The sequence below is a fragment of the Deinococcus radiophilus genome, from assembly GCF_020889625.1.
Classification (GTDB): domain Bacteria; phylum Deinococcota; class Deinococci; order Deinococcales; family Deinococcaceae; genus Deinococcus; species Deinococcus radiophilus.
The window spans coordinates 2,054,771-2,076,348 of the sequence record NZ_CP086380.1; the positions used below are offsets into that span (position 1 = coordinate 2,054,771).

The window sequence follows — 21,578 nt, forward strand, 5'->3', positions numbered from 1 at the left end:
CGCTTTTTTGCTGTCCTGTGGGTATCGAAAAAAAACCTCCCGCATGGGGAGGCTGGTTGGGTCTGGAGCAGCGAATTAGCCGGGCGTCTCGCCTCCACGTTCCAGTTCGACTGGGGTGGGCGGGGCCAGGTTGGGCGCGCCGGGGGTGCCGGGAGCGGGAGCACGGCTGGGGGCTGGGGCGCTGACTGGCGTCAGCTTGCGGATCACCAGATTCGGGACCTGTGCTATGCCCCTGGCCGGGACGGTGGTTTTCCAGGCCTGTCCACTCACGCGGATGCGGGTTTCGCCGGCCGGTACGCTCATGAATCCATAAAAGCCGCCACCGTCGGTCACGCTGGTGGCCACCACTTTGTCGTTTTGAAGCAGTTCGACCTTCAGGCCGCCCAGGCGTTCCTGTCCAGCCACGGTGCCCATCAGGCCACGGGTGTGGGGCGGGGGACCGTCAAAGCTCACCCGCTGGCCCAGGGGAGTCGCGGCCAGGGCTTTGCGTACGGCTTCGCGGCCCGCTTCGGCACTCTGGCGCTCCTCATACACGGCCAGGGTCGGCGTGCGGTAGGAATAGCCCACCCAGCCCACGCCGTCTTTCAGCGCCCGCTGGGCCTGCGCCGCTGACGCCTCGGGGCTGTTTAGGTAGATGCTGGACCCGCTGGCGGTCAGGCCGCGCCCCTGCAAGCTCCGCGCAAAACGGTTCCAGCCGTCGTACCAGCCAGCCTGCTGCGCCACGTTCTCGCGCTTGTAGTTCATGGGCATGTTGATGTCCAGCAAGCCCTCATTCATCCACTTGGGCCAGTCCTGCATCACGTTGCGGTAGGACGCGGTGCTCTGGAAAGCTTGCGCGTCACCGGGTTTGGGCGGGCTGCCGTAGGTGATAGAAGCGGCGCTAACCCACAGCTCAGGCTTGATCGCCTTGGCCTGCACGGTAATGCGGCGCACCAGCCCAGTCACCTGATCGCGCTTCCAGGCTTTGAAATACTCGTCGCTGCCGCCTGGACGTCCGGTGCGGCCGGTTTCCAGGGTGTAGCGGGCCAGCGTGCGCGGCGAGTAGCCCCAGTCGCCGCTGTCCGGGTAGCGAATCCGGTCCAGTTGAATGCCGTCTACATCGTAGTTTTTGACCACGCTCAGCAGGCCGTCGCTGATGTACCGGGCCGCTTCAGGAATGGCCGGGTCCAGCCAGGCGTCGTTGCCTTCTTGCCAGGTGCCATCCGAGCGGACCACCAGCCAGGGATCTTTGCTCTGGGGACCGTGCAACCGGTACACATGGTTCGGGCTGGTGTTCAGGTTGCTGAGGTTTCCGATACCGGTCACGCTGGCCCAGGCAATGACCTTCATGCCTTTGGGCTTGGCCAGACGGATGGTTTCGGCCAGCGGATCGAAGCCCGGCTGCATGTCCTTGTCGCTCACGACCGGCAGGCTGGACTTGAGACAAAAGCAGTCGGCCCGGCGGATGGTCTGCACGATCAGGGTGTTGATGTTCATCCGGTCGGCGTCTTCCACCATCTGCCGCACCTGAGCCGCCGTCTTGAGACCGGGCCCGAACCCGTCCACCCACAGGCCACGAATCTGGGTAGAGTCGGGCGTGGCTTGGGAGCGTGCCACAGGTGCAGTGGCGGTGGCTTGGCCCAGCAGCGGCGTGCCCAGATCGGGCTGTGCGGGTGTGGCGCCCAGTGAGAGAGAAGGCGTGGTCTGGCCCTGTGCGCTACCCAGGCCAAGGCTCAGCATCAGCCCAAGCGTCAGGGTGCGCCGCAAAGCGGTGGGGGAGGCAAGCTGTGTCACGTCCTGCCCAGCTTAACGCACGGTGAAATGACAGATATGGGAGAGCGGCGCGTCTGATGAGACGCTGCCACTTGCGATAATGCCCCCATGAGCGAACTGCAACAACGCATCATTCAGGAGCTGGACGTGCAGCCCAGCATTGACCCCGCCGCTGAAGTGGAGCGGCGCGTGACTTTTCTGGCCAACTACGCCCGCCGCGCTGGGGCGAAAGGCTTCGTGCTGGGCATCAGTGGGGGACAAGACAGCACGCTGGCGGGCCGATTGTGCCAACTGGCCTGTGAGCGCCTGCGGGCGGAGGGCCACGCAGCCCAGTTCTATGCCATGCGCCTGCCCTACGGGGTGCAGTTCGATGAAACCGACGCGCAGGCGGCTCTGCGCTTTATCCAGCCCGACGAGCGGCTGACCGTAAACATCAAGGCCGCGACCGACGCGGTGGAACAGGCCACCGAGGCGGCCCTGGGTGGCGGTGACCGGATTAGTGACTTCAATAAAGGCAACATCAAGGCCCGTCAGCGCATGATCGCCCAGTATGCGGTGGCGGGGCAGCTGGGCCTGCTGGTGGTCGGCACCGACCACGCCGCCGAGGCGGTGACCGGATTTTTTACCAAGTTTGGTGATGGGGCTGCCGATCTGATGCCCCTGAACGGCCTGAACAAGCGCCAGGGCGCGGCGCTGCTGCGGCATCTGGGCGCACCGGACAGCACCTGGCAAAAGGTTCCCACCGCCGACCTGGAAGAAGGCCGCCCTGCCCTGCCGGACGAGGAAGCCCTGGGCCTGCGCTACCGCGAGATTGACGACTATCTGGAAGGTAAAGCCGTGAGTGCTGAGGCTGCCGAGAAAATTGAGGGCTATTTCCGCCGCTCGGCACACAAGCGGACCACGCCAGCAGTACCGCAATAACGCAGTAAACCTTTATGCTCCACTGGCCCAGCCGATCTCTTCCCCTGTCAGGCTGGGCCTATGGCTGAACACCGACCACCGCCGCAGCAGGAGTTCGCTGGCCTCCAGGCCCTTTTTATCAACTGCTCGCTGAATAAGGACCCCGCCCAGTCACACACAGGCAGCCTCATGAGTGCTGTTTCTGGCCTGATGCAGCGGGCCGGGGCGCAGGTGGAAACTGTGTATGCGCTGGAACACTCCCTGCCACCGGGCATCTACCCCGACATGCGGGAGCACGGCTGGCAGGAGGATGCCTGGCCCGACACGCTCTGGCCCAAGGTGCAGGCTGCCGACATTCTGGTGATCGGTACGCCGCTGTGGCTGGGCGAGGAGTCGTCGGTGTGCCGCGTCATTATCGAGCGGCTGTATGCCATGTCGGGCGAGTTGAACGAGAAGGGCCAGAGTGTCTTTTACGGCAAGGTGGGCGGCGCAGTGGTCACTGGTAACGAGGACGGCGTCAAGCACGTCGCCATGACGCTGACTTTTGCGCTGTCGCACCTGGGCTACACCATTCCGCCGCAGGCCGATTGTGGCTGGCTGGGCGAGATCGGCCCCGGCCCCAGCTATGGTGACCGCGCCGAAGATGGTTCACTGATCGGCTTCGACAACGAGTTTACCCAGCGCAATGCCACCATCATGACCTGGAACCTGCTGCACCTGGCCCGGCTGCTTAAAGGGGCAGGCGGCCTACCCAATTACGGCAATGACCGCCGCGCCTGGGAGGACGGCGAACGCTTCGGCTTCCAGAACCCAGAGCCACCCCAAGAAGAATCGGGCCGCTGAACCCTAGGGTGAGGAACGCCCCTATCAAACCTTGGCCTGAGCTGCACATGTCTGATTTCTCTCAAGCGAAGGAGGCAGAATCGCCTATAAGAAAAGAGGGGGCTTTACCGCTTTGCTCGTAGGTCGGCTGGTCAGATTCTGACCGGCGGCCTTGAGCATTTTATCGGCGGCCAGACAGACTGTCCTTCCAACGCCGTTTAGGGCCTGACCGCCCCCTGGTGAAGTGCGTCTCAGACACATAAAAATAGAGACGACATGGCTAAATATCGTCTCCACCATAGTCTAGGACGTCGGCACGTCATTCGCCACCTCTATTTCTGGGCTAAGAAGCATTTCAGCGACCAGAAAATCTGCCCGCACCAGAAGGTCACAGATGCCATGCTGGTTGCTCTGCTGCTCTCCCGTCTCGTCTTCAAGCATCCATTTCCTTCCATCTGGTGGAACATCCTCAAGGAAGACCGTCCCGGTCTTCCTTCCTACACTCAGGCCTACACCAGGGGCATCAAACTGTTGCCACTCCTAGAGCATGTTGCAAGCCCAGCTCAGCCCTGCACTGAAGTCGTAGTTGATTCAATGCCCCTCCCCATTTGCCGTCCCAAACGCACGCACCTTTGTCAGTTCCCAGGCGCGAAATGGGGATTTGGAACTCAGGGCGAGTTCTTCGGATATAAGCTGCACGCCTGGGTCACACCAGGTGGACAAATCGTTCAGTACGTCATCCGACCTGCCAACCTCCATGACGTTACGGTCAGCTATGAGCTGAATCTCAGATGGCCAGAGTTTGAAGGCCCAACCATCATTGGCGATAAGGGGTATTGCTGTCTGGGCTACGTGTATCCGCCCAAGAAGAACACCAGATATGACACGGGATGGCGAGAATCTCGCCATCCCAAAATCCGCAAACGTATTGAAACAGTCTTCTCTGCGCTTGTGGAAGCTCAAATCCGCTCTGCCCAAACCAAAACCCTGGGTTCACTTAAGCTCCGCGTCGTCTTAGCCGTACTCGCCCACAATCTTGCTAGGCCCTAAACGGCGTCAAGAAGAACACCAGATATGACACGGGATGGCGAGAATCTCGCCATCCCAAAATCCGCAAACGTATTGAAACAGTCTTCTCTGCGCTTGTGGAAGCTCAAATCCGCTCTGCCCAAACCAAAACCCTGGGTTCACTTAAGCTCCGCGTCGTCTTAGCCGTACTCGCCCACAATCTTGCTAGGCCCTAAACGGCGTTTCCAGCTGAATACCTGCTCGCCTCTTTCATAGGAGAACCTCGATGTTCTATTACGACGGCAAGTTGCAGTATCAGGTCCGCGTCGACACTCCCGACCCCCGCTTTGCCCGGATGCTTCAGCAGGCGATTGGCGGCGTCGAGGGTGAGATTCGCGTTTGCTTGCAGTACCTTTTTCAGTCCTTCGGCGCCCGTGGTCCCGCCAAGTACCGCGACATGTTGCTGGCCACCGGCACTGAGGAAATCGCCCACATCGAAATGCTGGCGACAGCCGTGGCCCTGAACCTTGAAGGCGCATCCAGCAGCGAAAAGGACCGGGCGGCCAAAGACAACCCCGTCGTCGAAGCGGTAATGGGCGGCATGGACCCCCGGCAGTTTTTGTCGGCGGGGATGGCGGCGCTGGCTTCCGATGCCAATGGCGTGCCGTTCAATGGGTCACATGTGTATGCCAGCGGTAACCTGGCCGCCGACATGTACGCCAACGTGACCGCCGAAGCCACCGGGCGCGCCCTGGCCTGCCGCCTGTTCGAGCTGACCGACGACCCCGGCATGAAGGACATGCTGCGCTTTCTGATCGCCCGCGACACCATGCACCAGCAGCAGTGGCTGGCGGTCATTGAGGAACTGGGCGGGCATCAGGGCACGCTGCCGATTCCCAACAGCTTCCCGCCCGAAGAGGAACTGCGCGAAGTCAGCTATACCTTCTTTGTGCCGGGGGTGGAGGGCGTGCCAGCGCCACAGGGCCGCTGGAGTGAAGGCCCGTCGCTGGACGGCCTGGGCGAATTCAAGCTGATGCCGGGCCAGCCGTTTGGCGATAAGCCGCAGTTGGCCCCGCCGCTGCCGATGGCCTACGCCGAGCGGCTGCAGATGACGGCACCGCACAGCGCTGACCCAGCCAGCGACCCCACCCGCTAAATCCGGCCCGGTATGGGCTGGGCGACTGGCCCTCCAATGGGCCTCTAGAGGCAAGCTCAGCGGTCCGAGCGCTACTGGAGCTGGCCCAGGCTGAGCGTCTGCGGCAGCCGGGGCCGCTCCTGCGCGGCTACGCGGTCACGGAAGTTCAGCACATGGCCTGCCCCGCGCACCTGCGTTAGGGCTGCCAGATTTAGGTCGGCGGTCAGCCAACCGCTTTCATTCCACCCCAATTCGGCCACCACGCCGTCTTCGGGCAGGTCCACATCGGCGGGGGCATAGACACCCGCCGCCCCTACCGCCGTTTCCAGGGCGTAGCTCCAGGGTGCGTCGGCCAGCAGTGGAGCCTGCACCGTATACAGTCCGTTTTCCAGGGCACGGGCCATGCTGCCGATGCGGACCCGGCTGTAGCCCCGGCGCGTCTCGGTGAAGCTGGGTACCACCAGCAAGTTCGCACCTGCTTCGGCCAAGCGGCGGCTAAGCTGCGGAAATTCCGAGTCGTAACAGATCACCACGCCGAATTTCAGGTCGCCCAACGTGAACAGCGTGACTTCGCCGTTGCCGGGCTGGACGTTCCATTCCTCGGCCTCAAAGCGGGTCATCATCAGCTTGTCCTGATGGCCCACGGCGCCGCCGGGACCAAACACATAGGCCCGGTTCACGAAGCCGCCCGCAGCGGCCACCGGGAGGCTGCCAGCGACAATGGCTATCCCGAATTCCAGCGCCAGGCTGCGGTGCAGGTCCACCACGCGCCCCACGAAGGGAGTCAGCGCCGGGCGCATTCCCAAAATGTCATGGTGCAGCTCGGCGGGGAGCAAGGCCACCAGTTCCAGGGCAGCATATTCGGGGAAAATCAGCAACTGTGCGTCTGTCTCCGCGCCCTGCCGGACCCAGTCGCGCAAGTTGGCCGTGTACTCGTCCCAGTTGCCGGGGCGGGTGATGGGATAGGCGGCGGCGGCGATACGCACGGTCATGGGGTCAGTCTAGACCCCCTAGAATCCCACCATGACTGCTCTGATCTGGCTGGCCCTGGACGGCGTAGGCCATCCAGCTGACGCCCTGCCAGAATCGGTGTGGAACGCGAAACTGCCGACCCTGCGCCCACTGGTTGAGGCCGGGCTGGCGCTGGACGCTGGGCTAGGTGTGCCGGGACTGCCGCAATCGGCCACCGGGCAGGCCTGCTGGCTGACCGGGCAGGATGCCGTGCGGTACATGGGCGAACACTTCGGGCCACAGCCGGGGCCGACGCTGCGACGCTTGCTGGATCAGGCCAGCTGGCCCGTGCAACTGACACGGGCTGGTGGCAGGGCTGGGCTCGCTAACTTTTATCCACCTGGCTATTTTGAACGGCACCTTCAGCGCCCCCGGCACGGCTGTTTCCCCTACTCGGTGCTGAGCGCCGGGTTGCCGCTGAACCCGCCGGATCTGCCCCCCGTGCTGCCCACCCTGGGACTGAGTTACGCGGCGCCCTGGGCACCTCAGCACCCACTGGCCGACATCGCCGCGCTGGGTGAGGCGCTCGCCCGTGCAGCGGCGCCTTACGACCTGGTGATGTGTGACCTGTGGCTGGGTGATCTGATTGGTCACAGTGGTGCACCAGAACTTCCTTCCGCCTCGTTGCGGGCCGGGCAGACTTATTTACAGCGGGTAGATGCTTTGCTGGAAGGGCTGCTGGCAGTGGGTGCCAAGGTGCTGCTCAGCAGTGACCACGGCAACCTAGAAAACCTACAGACCAAATCACATACTCAGGCGCGGGTGCCACTGGCCTGGGCAGGGGTGCTGTCACCACAGGTGAGCGACATTGTGGAGGCAGGTCAGTGGGTAGGCCAGCAACTGGAACTGACGTCCACGCCAAGTCTTTTCGATCCGCCACCTTCATAAAGTCTCCATTTCTGATGCGTGCCCTTGTTCTGGAATCACGTCAAGTTATCCACAGGCGCCTCTAAAAGAGTGACGATTCTGCCTGTTGGACATTGAAAAGTGTTGGCACGCTGATTCTGTCCGATACAGAAATGACGTGTAGAACGCATCTTTACGCAAGGGGAATACAAAATTGTGCTGGCAGACGGAAACTCTGGAGTTATCCACAGTGAAACGCTCGCTTGTGGATAACTTTTTTGTGGTGTGAGACCCTGTCTCATGTTGGGCTAAATACTGTCGCCTGACCTGACCTTGACCTGAGATTTGCGTGGTTGACTAGGGGTCTGACGGAGGAGGCAGACTGTGAAACATCACCTTCTCCGGGGCTCCCTGACGGGTGTCCTAAAGGGCTGCACCCGTGGCGTACTTTGCCGGTGCATTTCTCCTATGATGGAAAGCAAACCTCAACCCGGCCTGTAAGTGCTGAGAATCGCGCTGCATCTGTGTCCACGGCGGAGTTTTACTACCCTGGCAACTTTGAGGTGAGGTGGCCGAACTTTCGGTGGCCTCTGTATCAGACCATAAAAGGAGACGACGTTTATGTCCAAAACGACAACTCAAACCCCGGCAGGTGGAGCCGAACAGATGCCACCTGCTGCGGCCGAAGCCATGAATAAGTCGGTCCTGCAACCCCAGGCCGAAGGTCAGCCCGAAGTGCCGATGCTGCAGTTCATCACCCCCGAAGGCACGCTGAACCCCGACCTTGAAGGCGGCGAATCCCGCCTGCCCGACCCCGAAACCCAGCTGTGGCTGTACCGCCAGATGCGCCGCATCCGTCACTTTGATGAGCGGGCCTGGGTGCTGTACCGCCAGGGCAAGATGGGCGTGTTCCCGCCGTACGGCGGCATGGAAGCGTCGCAGGCCGGAACCACCGCCGCGCTGACCACCGAAGACTGGCTGTTTCCCACCTACCGCGACACCGGAGCCGCGCTGACCTACGGTCTGCCGATCAAGCAAACCGTGGCCTACTGGCGCTCCAGCCCGCACGGCTGGTACATGCCCGAAAACCTCAAGGTGACGCCCTTTTATATTCCCATCGCCACGCAGTACCCGCAGGCCGTGGGCGCCGCGCTGGCCGAGAAGAAAAAAGGTACCCGCAATGTCGCCATGGCCTTTATCGGGGACGGCGGCAGCTCGGAAGGCGACTTTCACGAGGGCCTGAACTTTGCCGGGGCGCTGAATGCACCCTGCGTGTTTATCCTCCAGAACAACGGCTGGGCCATCAGCGTGCCGACCACCACCCAGACCAAGGCCCAGAACCTGTCACGCCGCGCCGACGGCTACGGTATCCCCGGTATCCGGGTAGACGGCAACGACATCCTGGCGGTGTACTCGGTCAGCCGTGACGCCGTGGAGCGCGCCCGGAACGGCGAAGGCCCGACCCTGATCGAAACCGTGACCTTCCGCATCAAGCCGCACACCGTGGCCGACGACGTGACCCGTTACCGCCCCGAAGAAATGACGGCAGGCTGGGACGAAAAAGACCCGGTGAGGCGCCTGCGGGCCTACCTGCTGGCCCAGGGCACGCTGACCGAGGAAAGTGAAGCCGCACTTCTGGAAGAAATCCACACTGAATTCGAAGAGGCCGTGGCTGCCGCCGACAGCCTGCCGGACCCCACGCCCGCCGAAATCGTGGATCACGTATTTGCCGAACCCACTCCGCAGCTGAAAAAACAGCGCGCCCAGATCATGGAGGAAAACGGAGCATGACCGCCACTGCCGAGAAACAAGTCACTGCACAGCGGGACGCCAGCAAACCCATCACCATGGTCGCCGCCATCAACGAAGCGCTGGATCAGGCGCTGGAGCGCAACCCTGACGTGTATATCTTCGGGGAAGACGTGGGCATCATGGGCGGCGTGTTCCGCGCCACCGACGGCCTGCAGGCCCGCTACGGCGAGGAGCGTGTCTTCGACACCCCGCTGGCCGAGGCGGGCATCATGGGCATGGCCATCGGGATGGGCTTGGCAGGCCTGAAACCCGTCGCTGAGATGCAGTTCGCAGGCTTCATCTACCCCGCGCTGGACCAGATCATGAGCCACCTGGGCCGCTACCGCCACCGCACCCGCAGCCGCTTCTCGCTGCCGGTGGTCGTGCGTGCGCCCTACGGCGGCGGGGTCCACACCCCCGAGCAGCACGCCGACAGCCCCGAAGCGATTCTGGCGCATGTGCCGGGCATCAAGGTGGTCATTCCCAGCAACCCGCAGGACGCCAAAGGTCTGCTGCTGGCCGCTATCGAGGACCCCGATCCGGTGATGTTCTTCGAGAGCATCAAGATGTACCGCTCGCTGAAACAGGAAGTGGACCTCGGCTACTACATCATTCCGCTGGGCCAAGCCCGCATTCACCGCGAAGGCACCGACCTGACCCTGATCTGCTACGGCGGCATGGTGGAGATCTGCGACAAGGCTGCCGAAGCTGCAGCGCAAGCAGGCATCAGCGCCGAGATCATCGACCTGCGGACCATCAGCCCACTGGACACCGACACCCTGCTGGAAAGTGTCCGCAAGACGGGCCGCGCTGTGATTGTCACCGAAGCGCCGCGCACCGCTGGCTTCCATAGCGAAATTGCCGCCGTGATTGCCGAGGAGGCTGTGGATTCGCTGCTGGCCCCGGTGGTCCGCGTGACGGGCTTTGACGCGCCTTACCCGCCCTTTACCGCCATCGAAGACAAGTACCGCCCCACGCCGACCCGCGTCGCAAAGGCGATGCGTCAGGTGATGGACTACTAGAGAACTGCCCTGGCGAGGATCAGCTAGGCATTTGCTGAGGGTGGAAAGAGCCGGGGTTGCAGAGTTGCCCCGGCTCTTTTGGGGGCTGCAGCGCTGGCGTCCTCAGGCCCTCTTCTCTCATCATCCTTCCGTCAGCCACGGCGCATAGGCTGAGGCATGCTGACCCCACCGCCCACGCCCGCCGAGGTGGTCCACCTGGGCAACGAAGCCATCACCGTGACTGGCCAGTCCAATGCAGACAAGGCAGAGATGGACGTAGGGTTATGGGCGCACGAGGAAACGCTCTACTCGCCGCGCGGCGACGCGGCGGTGGTGCGTTTTTGCTGGGACGCCGTCAAGTATCACGGCTGCCAGGTGTATCTGGCGCGGCCTGGGGGTCGGGTGACGCCCCTCAAGAACAGCGACGTAACCCGACTGCTCTGGACCCAGGACGGTGAATACCTGATCGGGGCCGGGGCCAATACGCTGCGGCTATGGAACCTGTCGGACGGAATGCGGAGTGTGGTGTATCAGGCCAAGAGCGGTGCGCCGACTACGGGCGGGATCACCCGGCTGTGGCTGGAACCGAACGGGCGCGGGCGTGGTGATCTCTGCGTGGCCACCACCGAGGTGGTGCGCTATGACCAGCCCGGCCAGCTGCGACCTACGCTGACCCTGAGTGCCGCCCGCTACCAGTTGCCCACGCTGCAGCGCCTAGGCCTGAACACGGTGCAGGCGCTGGAAGGCGAAGCCGCCTGCCCTAGCGCCCGCTGACCAGCGCCCACAGCGGCGGCCCCAGCACATTCAGGCCCACCAGCAGCGCGAAAAAGGCCGCCACATACACGGCTCCGGCGGCGGCGTCCTTCGCGGCGGCGGCGAGTGGGTGCGGGCCTGGGCTGAGCAGGTCTATCGCCGCTTCTACGGCGCTGTTGACCAGTTCCAAGCTCAGGACCAGCGCACACACCAACAAAATTGGGGTCAGCGGCGCATCCAGCCATAGCGTCAGCCCCAGCGCGGTCACAGCGGCCCACGCCTCAAAGCGGAAATTGGCCTCCTGGCGGTAGGTGCGCTGCAGGCCCGCCCAGGCGTACCCCGCCGAGCGCATCCAGCGCCGCGCACTCAGCGCCGAGCCGACATTTTTATTCATTCCTCTAACTCGTCACCCAGGGCGGCCTGTGCGGCGGCCCAGGCATCATGAAAAATCTGCCACGCCTCGCCGGTCGCGCCTTCCTCAAAGCCCAACCCTTCAGCGTGCGGGTGGTCGTGGCCGACCAGATGGGTCATGCCGTGGCTGGCGAGCAGCGCGGCTTCGCGGGTGAGGCTATGGCCCCGCGCCCCCGCCTGCCGCCCCGCCGTCTCCAGGCTGATGATGATGTCGCCCAGGTGCGGCGGCATGAAGGGGTCGCCCGGCTCCCAGCTGGGAAAACTGAGCACGTCGGTGACGGCGTCCTCGCCCCAGTGCTCCAGCTTGAGCGCCCGGATCGTCTCGTCGTCTACCAGCACCACCGTCACCTCGCGGTCCTGCACGCCGAAATGCCGCATCACGGCCGCCAGGCTATGTTCCAGGGCTGCAGTCAATCCGGGGTCTACAGGCACTTCGGCCACCAGGTCTATCACGCCCGTCAGGATAGCGCGGGCGGCAGACCTGGCCCATCGCTCAAGGCAGCGTCGGTTTGGGCGGCGCGGACTGTGGGTGTGTGATTATTTCTGCCGCCGTGGTACGCCAAGCTGTTTCCAGCGTAGACGGGTCACCTCTCGCTGAACGGCAACGTGAATTTTGGCGGCGAGCTGGTGAACGCTCGTGGTGAGGCGGTACAGCCGAAAAGACCCCTGCAGTTCAAGCAGAGGCCTTTGGCGTTGGCTGTTGATGGTGAAGGCACAGAGGTAAGTCACCCCTCTGGTGTGGCGCTTTACCAGCGCTCGGTCACGGTCTTGAGCTGCATAAAGTTGCCCAGGTACTCCGGGCCGCCCGCCTTGGAGTCGGTGCCGGAGAGGTTGTAGCCGCCGAACGGCTGCACACCCACAATGGCACCGGTGATCTTGCGGTTGAAGTACAGGTTGCCCACCTCGAACTTCTCACGGGCTTCTTCCAAGCGCTCACGGCGGCTGCTGCACACACCGCCGGTCAGGCCGTACACGGTGCTGTTGGCGATGTCCAGGGCGTCCTGCCAGTCACGCGCGCGGATCACCGAGACCACCGGGCCAAAGATTTCTTCCTGGGCCATCCGGGCGTCACGCTTGACATCACCCACGATGGTGGGCTGGACATAGTAGCCCGGCTTGCCGTTCGCCTCGCCGGGAGCCTCGCCGCCCAGCAGCACTTTGCCTTCTTCGGGGGCAATGTCCAGGTAGCCTTTGATCTTGTCAAAGGACATCTGGTTCACCACCGCGGTCACGTTGGCGTTTTCTTCGCCGGTGCCGACCTTCAGCTTGCCAGCGCGCTCCACAAAGCCGTTCACCACGTCGTCATATACATCGTCCACCACGATCAGGCGGCTCATGGCGCTGCACTTCTGGCCGTTAAAGCCAAACGCACCCTGCACCGCAGCCGTGATGGCGTTGTCAATGTCGGCGGTTTCGTCCACGATCATGCCGTCTTTGCCGCCCAGCTCCATGATGACGCGCTTGATCCACTTCTGACCCTCGTCCACTTTGACTTTGGCGGCCACCTCGTTGATCCGCAGGCCCACGTCACGGCTACCGGTAAAGGTGATAAAGCGGGTCTGGGGGTGCTGCACCAGGTACTCGCCCACTTCGCTGCCCTTGCCAGGCAGGAACTGCACCACGCCCGCAGGCAGGCCCGCTTCGATCAGGATGTCTACCAGGAATCCGGCGATCATGCCGCTGTCTTCGGCGGGCTTGGCGATCACGGTGTTGCCCACGACAATCGGCGCGGCCAACATACCCAGAAAGATGGCACCGGGGAAGTTCCAGGGGCTGATGCTCACACCAGCGCCCAGCGGCAGGTACATCAGGCCGTTTTCTTCTCCGTCGAACCAGGTGGTTTCAGCGGCCCCGAAGCCGTCATACTTCATGGCCTGGCGGGCGTAGTACTCCAGAAAGTCAATCGCTTCGGCAATTTCTACGTCGGCTTCGGCGTAGTTCTTGCCCACTTCCAGGCTCATCAGGGCACAGGCTTCCAGGCGGCGCTTTTTCAGGATGGCCGAGGCCTTGAGCAGCACGCGGGCGCGGGCGTCCATGCTCCAGGTTTTCCACTCCTCGAAAGCTTTCCAGGCACCTTGCAGGGCTTGCTCGGCGTGCTCCTCAGTGGCGCGGGCAGTGGTGCCCACCACTTCCGAGGTATCGCAGGGGTTGACCGACTCGAACTTCTGTTCGGTGTCTACGCGCTCGCCGTTGATGATCAGGGGATAGTGCTTGCCGACCAGCTCGCGGCGCACTTTGGCCAGAGCTTCTTGGTAGGCCTGGATGTTCTCTTCCTTGGTGAAGTCGATAAAGGACTGCGGACGGTACTCTTCGATTTTCAGCATGTGGACTCCTGTGGGGCCGTAATCTCGGCTACGCATGTGATGGGGGCAAGTTGGGCTGTACAGGCCAGTCTAGCCCAGCAGACCGGGCGTATGCAAAGCTGTATACAGCGCCCGTAGCGGTGCAGAGTTATGCGGCTTGGGGCGGCCAGGAGGCTGCCCGACAGCCCTCAAATGTCCTGCTTGCCGGTATCCATCCGCACCACCCGGGGGGTGAATTCGGCGACCACATCCACCAGATCACGCTGGCGGGCCAGCACGTCCTCAATGCGCTTGTAGGCCTGCGGGGCTTCGTCTAGCCCGCCGCCGATCAGGGTCACGCCGCGTTCGTGCAAGGTGCGGCGCAGATCATCGCGCGAGAGGCTGCGCTCGGCGGCCTTGCGGCCCAGTTGACGGCCCGCGCCGTGGCTGGAGCTGCTCAGGGCGTCTGGGTTGCCCAGTCCGCGCACCACAAAACTGGGATCGGCCATGCTGCCGGGAATCAGGCCCAGGCGGCCCGCCTCGGCGGGGGTCGCGCCCTTGCGGTGAACGATTCGTTCCTGGCCGCCCACGTCCTGTTTCCAGGCGAGATTGTGGCTGTTGCTGACCTGCACCAGTGGCTCCGCGTTCAGCGCTCCGCTCAGCCTCGCATGGATCTGGTCGTGGTTGGCCAGCGCGTAGCGCCCGGCCAGGTTCATGGCCCGCCAGTAGGCCTGCCCAGCGTCGGTGTCCAGCCCCAGCCAGGCCAGCCGGCGGGCGGCAGGGTCCAGTTCGCTCAGCTGGGATTCGGCCACCTTGGTAAAGTGTCCAGCCACCTGTGCCCCCAGGCCGCGCGACCCGGAGTGGCTCAGGATGGCCAGGTATTCGCCCGGTTCCAGGCCCAGGTCCGCGCTGTCTACTTTCAGGGTTCCGAACTCTACAAAGTGATTGCCGCTGCCCGACGTGCCGAGTTGCTCGGCAGCCTTGCCCTGAAGAGAGCGCAGCAGGCCCTGATCCTGCCAGGTGCGTTCATCCATCACCGGATGATCCAGGCGCTGATTCTTCTGGAACCCCACTCCAGCCCCGAAGCGGGTGTGCCTCAGCAGCAGCTTGCGGGCCTCGTCACTGCTGAGCTGCTGTGGGTCAACCGGCAAGACGCTCAGCATCATGGAGCAGCCGATGTCCACCCCCACGCCGTAGGGAATGACGGCATTCTCGGTGGCCAGCACCCCGCCGATAGGGAGCCCGTAACCGATGTGGGCGTCGGGCATCAGCGCCCCGGCCCGCGTGATCGGCAGGCGCATAGCGACATCCATCTGCCCTAAGGCCCCCGCTTCAATCAGTTCGGCGCCCCAGATGCCGTAGGGCAGGGGAGAGGGACGCAGTTCTGCGGAGGCCCGGCCTTGTCGCTGGGCTTGCACGGCAGCGGCCAGCTCAGCATAGACGCCGCCACCCAGATAGTTCTGGGGCGCCGCCTGGACCTTCTGCAGTTCGTCCAGCACTTCGGTGTGGTCCAGTCCGGACTGGGCGCGGATGCGGGCGGCCTGATGCGCCAATTCCACGACTTCGCCGCCGAAGCCCAATTTAAGAAGGTGTTTTTTGTTCATGGGGGTCCTTTCTGCTGACCCGTGGTCTGCGGGTGGGACGGACGGCTCACCTCCACTGTCAGTCTGGCGGAGTAGGCGGGCAGGATGCTAGGCCAAACCACTTATTGATAACGGCATAAATTGACATTGACCCAATGGATTGCCGAGCGCGCTACACAGTCGCCACCACCCACCAATCAATGCAGACTACTGCCGTTCTCAATAGGAGCGTTGAGGCGAAGGCTGGGCCGCTTCTGCGGGGCTGCTCAGCGCCTGCAGCCCCAGGGCAGCAGCATGGTGCCGGATGTCCTGGTAAATGGCAGCCAGTTCGGGATTGGTCGGGGTGGCTGGATCGCCTGGTAGGTCTGTGGTGGCCACTTCACCCAAGGCCGTGTGTGCGAGGTCCAGCAGTTGCTCTACCTCGCGCTGCATGGCCGGATAGCCAGGGCTGCTGGCGGGCAGACGGCCCAGGGTCTTGGCAGCCTCATAGGCCAGGTCCCAGATCTCTGCGGCGCGCCACTCACCCGGAGTAGGCAGGCCGCCACTGCCGGGTCGCAGGTCTGGCAAGCGGGACAGCCGCTCGGCCACACGCTCCGGCAGGGCGGCGGCCAGGTCGGGGTCCAGTTCCGGGCGGCCAATGGTTTCGCAACTCTCCAGCACTGCGGCAAAATCCTGCTTGCGGCGTCTTGCCAGGGCTTCGCGGATAGGCCGCAGGTGAATCAGCCCGTAGATCAGCCAGTAGGCCGCCAGCAAGCAAATCAGCATCAGGAGTGTGCCCCAAAGGTCCCGGTCCAGCAGCCCCACCATCAGGAACAGGGCACTCAGCAGGAGCAGGCCATAGAGGTTCATCTGCTTGAGCAGGCCATAAGGATCACCGGCCACCCGCAACTGCGAGAGGTCACGTAACGCCGCCGGGTGCAGATAGAGGCTCTGACCGCCGCCGAGCCGGGTGTACAGGGCGCTCCGCTCGCTGGCAGGGTACTGCCGGAGGTGATACCAGACCGTTCGCCCATTGGACTTCTCCGCTATCTTTTTGATTCGTTCCTGAGTCGCCTTTCCATCTGAGTCGTGCAGCAGCAGCACGGTGGGCTTACTTTCACCTTCGGTCAGGCTCAAGAAAATCTCGGCGCTCCCGCTTTCCAGTGGAGAGTCAGGAGCCAGTAGGTCGGCGCAGAAATTCCGCAGACTGGCGATGGCCTGCGGGTGCAGCTGCCTCAGATTGAGCATGGATCACAGTTTAATGCAGGCGCTCGACAGTCGGAGCGTCTATGCTCAGGCATGACCCTTCACCCTGATATTGACCTGCCCACTCCCGAAGAATTTGAGCAGCTCTCGCCAGAGCAGCTGGCTGCGCGGATGAACGGCTCCGAAAGTCAGGGATTGAGCGGCACACTAGGCCAGAAATTGGGCCTCAGGCTGCTGAGCGTGACCAAGGACAAGCTGGTGGCCCGGATGCCGGTAGAGGGAAACCGTCAACCGGCTGGGCGGCTGCACGGCGGCGCCAGTCTGGCCCTGGCCGAAGAACTGGCCTCGGTGGGCAGCTGGATCAACCTGGACGTGACCCGTGAAGTGGCGGTGGGCGTGGACCTGAGTGGCACCCATGTGCGCGGCGTCACAGGCGGATATGTCATGGCCACCGCCACGCTGGCCTACCGGGGCCGCTCGGTGATGGTCTGGGAAATTGAGGTACAGGACGAGCGGGGCAAGACCACCACCCTGGCCCGCTGCACCTGCAACGTGGTGCGGCTGTAATGCTGTGGGCGCTGCGCGGCAGCAGACAGGCTCAGGCGCGGGCCAGCGCCGGGCGTTTCAGCGTGCTGCCCCAGCGCCACAGCCATTCCAGCGGGCCTATGCGGTAGCGCGGCAGCCACCACGCGCTCAGGGTCAGGTTGGCGGCGTAGGCCAGCAGACAGGCCGGGATAACCAGCCAGTAAGGCCCCCCTGCCCACCCCGCCCATCCCAGCACTGTAAAGACCAGGGTCTGAAGGATGTAGTTGCTTAGGCTCATGCGGCCCAATAAGGCCAATGGGCGCAGCGGGGCAGCCAGCGCTCCTGGACGCGCTGCCCAGAACCACAGGCCACTGGTGATGGCCGCGGCTCCGACCAGGGCGCTCAGGGTGGTCAGGTCCAGGTCGTACCCGGCCACTTCCAAGAGACGCGCCTCACTGCGCTGGCTCCAGACCGTCAGCAGCGCGGTAAGACCCGCCAGCACAGGCGCAGGACCGGGCGCACCCGCTGGGGCTGTTCGAAGGCCCGCAGGCGCTGCAACGCCAGACCCAACAGAAACATGGCCGGAGTCAGCAAAATGGGCGAGGTCCACAGGGCCAGCACCGTCATGACGGCCGCGCCCAGCCCAATCAACGGCACAGGCAGATAAGAACATGGAATCAGCAGCAGGCCGAACAGGGCGTAAAAACGCAGGACCTCCCCCGACTGCAACAAGCTGTGGAGCAGCCCCAGCCCGAACAGTAGCGCCAGCCGCCGTAAAAACATGGCGAGTCCTGATTCACCGCGTTGCTGCGCCCGTTCCATCATGATCCCGAAGCCTGCGCCGAACAGCAGGGCGAACAGCGGGAAAAAATGGCCCCTGAACAGCAGGTCGCTCCAGAACTGCACTTGAGTGCTGACCGTCTGCTCGCCGGGTTCGAAGTTGAGGTGCAGGATGGCCGGAGCGTTGAGCACCGGAATACCAGTCAGTGCCGCGCCACGCAGTACGTCAAGGATGGCGAGACGTTGAGGCGTGGGCAGCGCTGCGGCAGGCAGAGAAACAGGGCGAGGCATCGGAGAATCATAAAGCGGCACGTCTACTGCTGGTACACGCGGCCTTTCCACTGGACCTGCTTGCGGATGGCCTTGCGGTAGATCGGCAACATCAGCAGCGGCTGAATGGGGCCGATCAGCCCTTCGGCCAGGTCGGCAGGCTCACGCCGGCCAGCCACCCAGGCAATGGCGGCGCGCTCGAGCAGCGAGGTGGCCCTCAGCAGGCGCGCCCCTGGAAAGTCCAGCAGCCAGGGGAGGGTATACACGCAGAGCTGGCCGGCCAGGGCTGTGGCCAGCGCCAGGCGTGAGTTGCCGTGCACAGGCAGCCAGCTTTTGGCATAGCCATTGACCGAAGAGGCGTAGTCGTTGTACATCCTGACGCCAACACGTCCGCCGCCCAGCACACCCATGACCCGGTAGCCACGGGCCTTGAGCCGCTTGGCGAACAGGACGTCTTCCAGGACGTCTCCTTGCACCAGCGTATGTCCGCCCACGGCGTCGTAGGCGGCCCGGCGGAAGACCATCACCTGTCCTACTGCGGTTGCTGTAGCGACCAACGGCAATTGCATGGCGGGATAGGGGAGCAGCGACAGCAGGTATAGGTCAATCAGCGGTGTAATGAGTCGCTCCTGTGCGCTGCCCACGTTCTGGCGCGGCCAGCAGCTCAGCAGGTCAGCCTCTGAACGTTCCAGCTCGGCCAGCAGAGCGTCCAGGGCGCCATTCTTCCATTCCACATCGGCGTCCACGAAGATCAGCACGTCGCCGCTGGCTGCCTGAGACAGCTGGTGACACGCCCAGTTTTTCCCGGCCCAGCCCTCAGGGAGTGGGGTGCCGCTCACCACCCGGGCCCCAGGAACGCCCTGACACAGCTCCCGCGCAATATCGCCGGTGCCGTCGCTGCTGTGGTCATCCAACAGAATCACTTCGTCGGCTCCTTGGCGCAGTAGGCCGCCGAGCAATTTCGGCACGTTGTGGGCCTCATCACGGGCCGGGGTCAGAAGGGACACCTTAGGGCGCGGGCTGACTGCCGCGTGCTTGCGGTCCAGCCGGGGAAAGGTGCGGGCGTTGACCACCAGGGTCGCCGCGCGGTAAGCGGTGTACCCCAGGGCCATACCCGTCAGCAGTCCCTGGGCCAGTGAAGAACCTAGGCGGCGGCGTCTAGGCAGCTTCATGCGTTCAGCGCCAGATCAGGAGTGGTGCAGTGGCAGGCTGGGTATCCAGCTGAGAGGGCTATGGCAAAGCCACATAATTGGGGAATTTCGCGGCGACTAAGAAAAGTCATGCTCCTGACATTATGGCCCAGGAGTTTGATGAGGAAGTCAGATGTTGCGCCCTTGGTCTCACGACAAGAGAAAAGCCCAGCCACTTGGACTGGACTTTCCTAAGGTCGTAAGGCCGGATACGGCTTAGCGCAGGACGTTCAGTGCTTTGAGGATGGCGATCAGGATGACGCTACCCAGAACGGCCCACAGGATGCTCATGATGTTAAAGCCACCACCAGCGGCCTCAGCGCTTCCGATGCCCAGCATGTCACCGAAGATCCAGTTGGCCAGCATGGCCCCCACGATACCGATGAGAATGTTAGCGATAGCGCCTTGCTGAGCGTCGGTCTTCATGATCATGCTGGCCAGCCAACCGGCCAGGGCACCAACGAGAATTACAATAATCCAGGACATACTTACCTCCAGTAGTTCAACGGACGTCAACCCTCACGCGGGATTCACACGTTGCTGACGCCAAGATGGGACTTTGGCCCCGCTCCAAGTGTCATATACCGCACGTTCTCAAGGCTTGCCCAAATTGGCCTCAGACATGCGTAAAGATCAACTTCAGGCCTGCGTCAGCTTGGTCACATCAACTCCAGTTAAGTGGCCCAGGTGTGGGCTAAGCCGGCGGCTTTGTCTGGCCAGAGGAGCGGCGTGTAGGCTGAAGTATGTCCGCCCAGCCAGACCCGCCTTCCCTGCCTTCCGCGCCCCCTACCAGCCCTGACCTTCTTTCCGATTCGGCCGCGGCCATTCTGGTCCGGGTGCCCGCCTCCAGCGCCAATCTGGAGCCTGGCTTCGACGCGCTGGGCCTCAGCTTGCCGCTGTATACCACGGTGCAGGTCCGTCCAGCGCATGCACTACAGATCATCCCACTGGGAGAGATTCTGGCCGGCACCCCTGCCGATGAGAGCAACTATGTCTATGCCTCTATGCAAGCACTGGCCGCCGAGGTGAATCAGCCCTTGCCGCCTATGCGCGTAGAGATTCGCAGTGATGTGCCCCTGGCACGGGGCTTGGGGAGCAGCGCGGCAGCCCTACTTGCCGGCCTGCTGGCCGCCAATACTGTCTTGGGCGAACCGCTGGACCGAACCGAGATGCTGCACCTGGCCAGCCGCCTGGAGGGCCACCCGGACAACGTGGCCCCGGCACTGCTGGGGGGCATCGTGGTGGGCACGTTTGACGGCCAGCAGGCGCATGTGCTGCGGATTGAGCCACCAGCCCATCTGGGCGTGACCCTGCTGATTCCCGATTTTGAACTAAGCACGGCTGAGGCCCGCCGGGTCATGCCTGGCCACTACTCTCAGGCTGACGCCGTGTTTGCACTGTCACATGCCGCTCTGACCACAGCGGCCCTGATGTCTGGGCAACTGGATCTGCTGGCCCACGCCATGCAGGACCGGCTGCATCAGCCCTACCGCGCTCCCCTGGTGCCAGGCCTGAAGCAGATTCTGACCGAAGCGCCGGAACATGGAGCGTTGGGGGTGGCTCTCAGTGGTGCCGGCCCAACCGTGCTGTGTTTTCATAACCGGACCCAACCCACTGCGCCGCTGCACACTTTTTTACGCGGAGTCATGGCAGGGCAGGGGGTTGGCGGTCAGGTCGTGGCTCTGCCCGTGGACCTGGAGGGCGCACAGGTAAGTCAGGTGGCTGCCCCCTCCTGACACCTGGCCTAGTTCTGCGGGTGTGAGGGCGCTGCGCCAGCCTGCGCGCGCTTTTCGTGCCGCTCGTCCAGAAGACTTAGCGCCAACAGAGCCAGGGTGCCGAGCACCACATAGATATCCGCCAGATTGAAAATGGGGAAATCGCCGGCGTTCAGCGCATTGGTGATGCTGGACAGCAGTGGCATATGAATCATGTCAGTCACTTTGCCCTGCGTAAAGCCGTCAATGGCATTGCCGATGGCCCCTGATGCGATCATGGTCAGCACCACGGCCAGGGCGCGTCCAGGGGGGCGCAGCACCAGATAGACCAGTAAGGCGATGCCCACCAACATTCGCCCGATGGCGAGCGGGAGGGCCGAGTCCGAGAACAGACTCCAGGCGGCCCCTGTATTGAAGGTTAGTTGCCAGTCTAGCAGCCAGGGGATGACCGGCTGAGGCGGTGCCAGATAAGTCAGGTTGGTCAGTGCCCAGCCCTTCAGCCACTGGTCAGCAGCAATCAGGGCAGCGGCCAGCAGGGGCATCAGCCACAGGGGCCAGCGGCGAACGGGCGGGCGAACAAGGGCAGACATGGGCGCAGTATAGGTAATTCGGCCTGTC

The 21,578-nt window shown here is 63.4% G+C and carries 22 protein-coding genes and 1 pseudogene; 11 read left to right on the forward strand and 12 right to left on the reverse strand.

Going from position 1 to position 21,578, the window contains the following annotated elements:
• Positions 1–75: 75 nt before the first annotated feature.
• Entirely contained in the window at positions 76–1,773 is a 1,698-nt protein-coding gene (locus LMT64_RS10370; protein ID WP_229253219.1) for a glycoside hydrolase family 10 protein, read from the reverse strand.
• Between the two features lie 87 nt (positions 1,774–1,860).
• On the opposite strand from LMT64_RS10370, the gene nadE reads away from it, so the two are divergent.
• From nadE to LMT64_RS10395, 5 genes and pseudogenes are all read left to right on the forward strand, one after another.
• A complete protein-coding gene (nadE, locus tag LMT64_RS10375) occupies positions 1,861–2,673 on the forward strand; it encodes an ammonia-dependent NAD(+) synthetase (RefSeq protein ID WP_126353048.1) in 813 nt (270 codons plus the stop codon).
• Between the two features lie 60 nt (positions 2,674–2,733).
• Positions 2,734–3,495: a flavodoxin family protein gene (locus LMT64_RS10380; RefSeq protein WP_126353046.1), complete on the forward strand. Its 762-nt coding sequence runs from the start codon at positions 2,734–2,736 to the stop codon at positions 3,493–3,495.
• A gap of 255 nt (positions 3,496–3,750) precedes the next feature.
• Entirely contained in the window at positions 3,751–4,524 is a 774-nt protein-coding gene (locus LMT64_RS10385) for an IS982 family transposase (protein WP_189643886.1), read from the forward strand.
• Positions 4,525–4,532: 8 nt separating this feature from the next.
• A pseudogene (locus LMT64_RS10390) lies at positions 4,533–4,718 on the forward strand (IS982 family transposase); the annotation flags it as partial.
• Positions 4,719–4,768: 50 nt separating this feature from the next.
• Positions 4,769–5,638: a manganese catalase family protein gene (locus tag LMT64_RS10395; protein WP_126352994.1), complete on the forward strand. Its 870-nt coding sequence runs from the start codon at positions 4,769–4,771 to the stop codon at positions 5,636–5,638.
• A 71-nt stretch (positions 5,639–5,709) separates the two neighbouring features.
• On the opposite strand, the gene LMT64_RS10400 is transcribed toward LMT64_RS10395, so the two are convergent.
• On the reverse strand, positions 5,710–6,609 hold the full coding sequence (locus LMT64_RS10400; protein ID WP_126352996.1) for a carbon-nitrogen hydrolase family protein: 900 nt from the start codon (positions 6,607–6,609) through the stop codon (positions 5,710–5,712).
• 31 nt (positions 6,610–6,640) lie between these two features.
• Here LMT64_RS10400 and LMT64_RS10405 point away from each other — a divergent pair, with 31 nt between their 5' ends.
• The 4 genes from LMT64_RS10405 to LMT64_RS10420 all read left to right on the forward strand — a co-directional run bounded on the left by LMT64_RS10405 (position 6,641) and on the right by LMT64_RS10420 (position 11,040).
• Entirely contained in the window at positions 6,641–7,516 is an 876-nt protein-coding gene (locus LMT64_RS10405) for an alkaline phosphatase family protein (RefSeq protein WP_126352998.1), read from the forward strand.
• Between the two features lie 579 nt (positions 7,517–8,095).
• Positions 8,096–9,265, forward strand: a complete 1,170-nt coding sequence (gene pdhA / locus LMT64_RS10410) for a pyruvate dehydrogenase (acetyl-transferring) E1 component subunit alpha (protein ID WP_229253220.1) — start codon at positions 8,096–8,098, stop codon at positions 9,263–9,265.
• Positions 9,262–10,287, forward strand: coding sequence for an alpha-ketoacid dehydrogenase subunit beta (locus tag LMT64_RS10415; RefSeq protein ID WP_126353000.1), 1,026 nt, complete (start codon positions 9,262–9,264; stop codon positions 10,285–10,287). The genes pdhA and LMT64_RS10415 overlap by 4 nt, the downstream gene beginning before the upstream one ends.
• A gap of 156 nt (positions 10,288–10,443) precedes the next feature.
• Positions 10,444–11,040: a hypothetical protein gene (locus LMT64_RS10420; RefSeq protein ID WP_126353002.1), complete on the forward strand. Its 597-nt coding sequence runs from the start codon at positions 10,444–10,446 to the stop codon at positions 11,038–11,040.
• Here LMT64_RS10420 and LMT64_RS10425 read toward each other — a convergent pair.
• The 5 genes from LMT64_RS10425 to LMT64_RS10445 all read right to left on the reverse strand — a co-directional run bounded on the left by LMT64_RS10425 (position 11,027) and on the right by LMT64_RS10445 (position 16,522).
• A complete protein-coding gene (locus LMT64_RS10425) occupies positions 11,027–11,413 on the reverse strand; it encodes a diacylglycerol kinase (RefSeq protein ID WP_126353004.1) in 387 nt (128 codons plus the stop codon). The two genes, LMT64_RS10420 and LMT64_RS10425, sit on opposite strands and share 14 nt — an antisense overlap.
• Positions 11,410–11,883, reverse strand: a complete 474-nt coding sequence (gene ybeY / locus LMT64_RS10430; protein WP_126353006.1) for an rRNA maturation RNase YbeY — start codon at positions 11,881–11,883, stop codon at positions 11,410–11,412. Before ybeY ends, LMT64_RS10425 begins: the two co-directional genes overlap by 4 nt.
• 293 nt (positions 11,884–12,176) lie before the next feature.
• A complete protein-coding gene (gene pruA, locus LMT64_RS10435; protein WP_126353008.1) occupies positions 12,177–13,754 on the reverse strand; it encodes an L-glutamate gamma-semialdehyde dehydrogenase in 1,578 nt (525 codons plus the stop codon).
• 167 nt (positions 13,755–13,921) lie between these two features.
• Positions 13,922–15,316: an RtcB family protein gene (locus LMT64_RS10440; protein WP_126353010.1), complete on the reverse strand. Its 1,395-nt coding sequence runs from the start codon at positions 15,314–15,316 to the stop codon at positions 13,922–13,924.
• 198 nt (positions 15,317–15,514) lie between these two features.
• The gene (locus tag LMT64_RS10445) at positions 15,515–16,522 is read right to left on the reverse strand and encodes a hypothetical protein (RefSeq protein ID WP_126353012.1); all 1,008 of its coding nucleotides are present in this window, start codon (positions 16,520–16,522) and stop codon (positions 15,515–15,517) included.
• A gap of 51 nt (positions 16,523–16,573) precedes the next feature.
• On the opposite strand from LMT64_RS10445, the gene LMT64_RS10450 reads away from it, so the two are divergent.
• Positions 16,574–17,047, forward strand: coding sequence for a PaaI family thioesterase (locus tag LMT64_RS10450; RefSeq protein ID WP_126353014.1), 474 nt, complete (start codon positions 16,574–16,576; stop codon positions 17,045–17,047).
• A 31-nt stretch (positions 17,048–17,078) separates the two neighbouring features.
• Here LMT64_RS10450 and LMT64_RS10455 read toward each other — a convergent pair whose 3' ends face one another.
• From LMT64_RS10455 to LMT64_RS10470, 4 genes are all read right to left on the reverse strand, one after another.
• Positions 17,079–17,507, reverse strand: coding sequence for a DUF418 domain-containing protein (locus tag LMT64_RS10455; protein WP_170166050.1), 429 nt, complete (start codon positions 17,505–17,507; stop codon positions 17,079–17,081).
• Entirely contained in the window at positions 17,480–18,076 is a 597-nt protein-coding gene (locus tag LMT64_RS10460; RefSeq protein ID WP_170166051.1) for a DUF418 domain-containing protein, read from the reverse strand. Before LMT64_RS10460 ends, LMT64_RS10455 begins: the two co-directional genes overlap by 28 nt.
• A gap of 23 nt (positions 18,077–18,099) precedes the next feature.
• A complete protein-coding gene (locus LMT64_RS10465) occupies positions 18,100–19,227 on the reverse strand; it encodes a glycosyltransferase (RefSeq protein WP_126353020.1) in 1,128 nt (375 codons plus the stop codon).
• 234 nt (positions 19,228–19,461) lie between these two features.
• Positions 19,462–19,731 (reverse strand): GlsB/YeaQ/YmgE family stress response membrane protein, encoded by a 270-nt coding sequence (locus tag LMT64_RS10470; RefSeq protein WP_126353022.1) that lies wholly within the window; start codon positions 19,729–19,731, stop codon positions 19,462–19,464.
• A gap of 257 nt (positions 19,732–19,988) precedes the next feature.
• Here LMT64_RS10470 and thrB point away from each other — a divergent pair, with 257 nt between their 5' ends.
• Complete coding sequence (gene thrB, locus LMT64_RS10475; RefSeq protein ID WP_229253221.1) at positions 19,989–20,981, forward strand: homoserine kinase; 993 nt, start codon at positions 19,989–19,991, stop codon at positions 20,979–20,981.
• Between the two features lie 8 nt (positions 20,982–20,989).
• Here thrB and lspA read toward each other — a convergent pair whose 3' ends face one another.
• Complete coding sequence (gene lspA, locus LMT64_RS10480) at positions 20,990–21,550, reverse strand: signal peptidase II (protein WP_126353026.1); 561 nt, start codon at positions 21,548–21,550, stop codon at positions 20,990–20,992.
• Between the last annotated feature and the right edge of the window lie 28 nt (positions 21,551–21,578).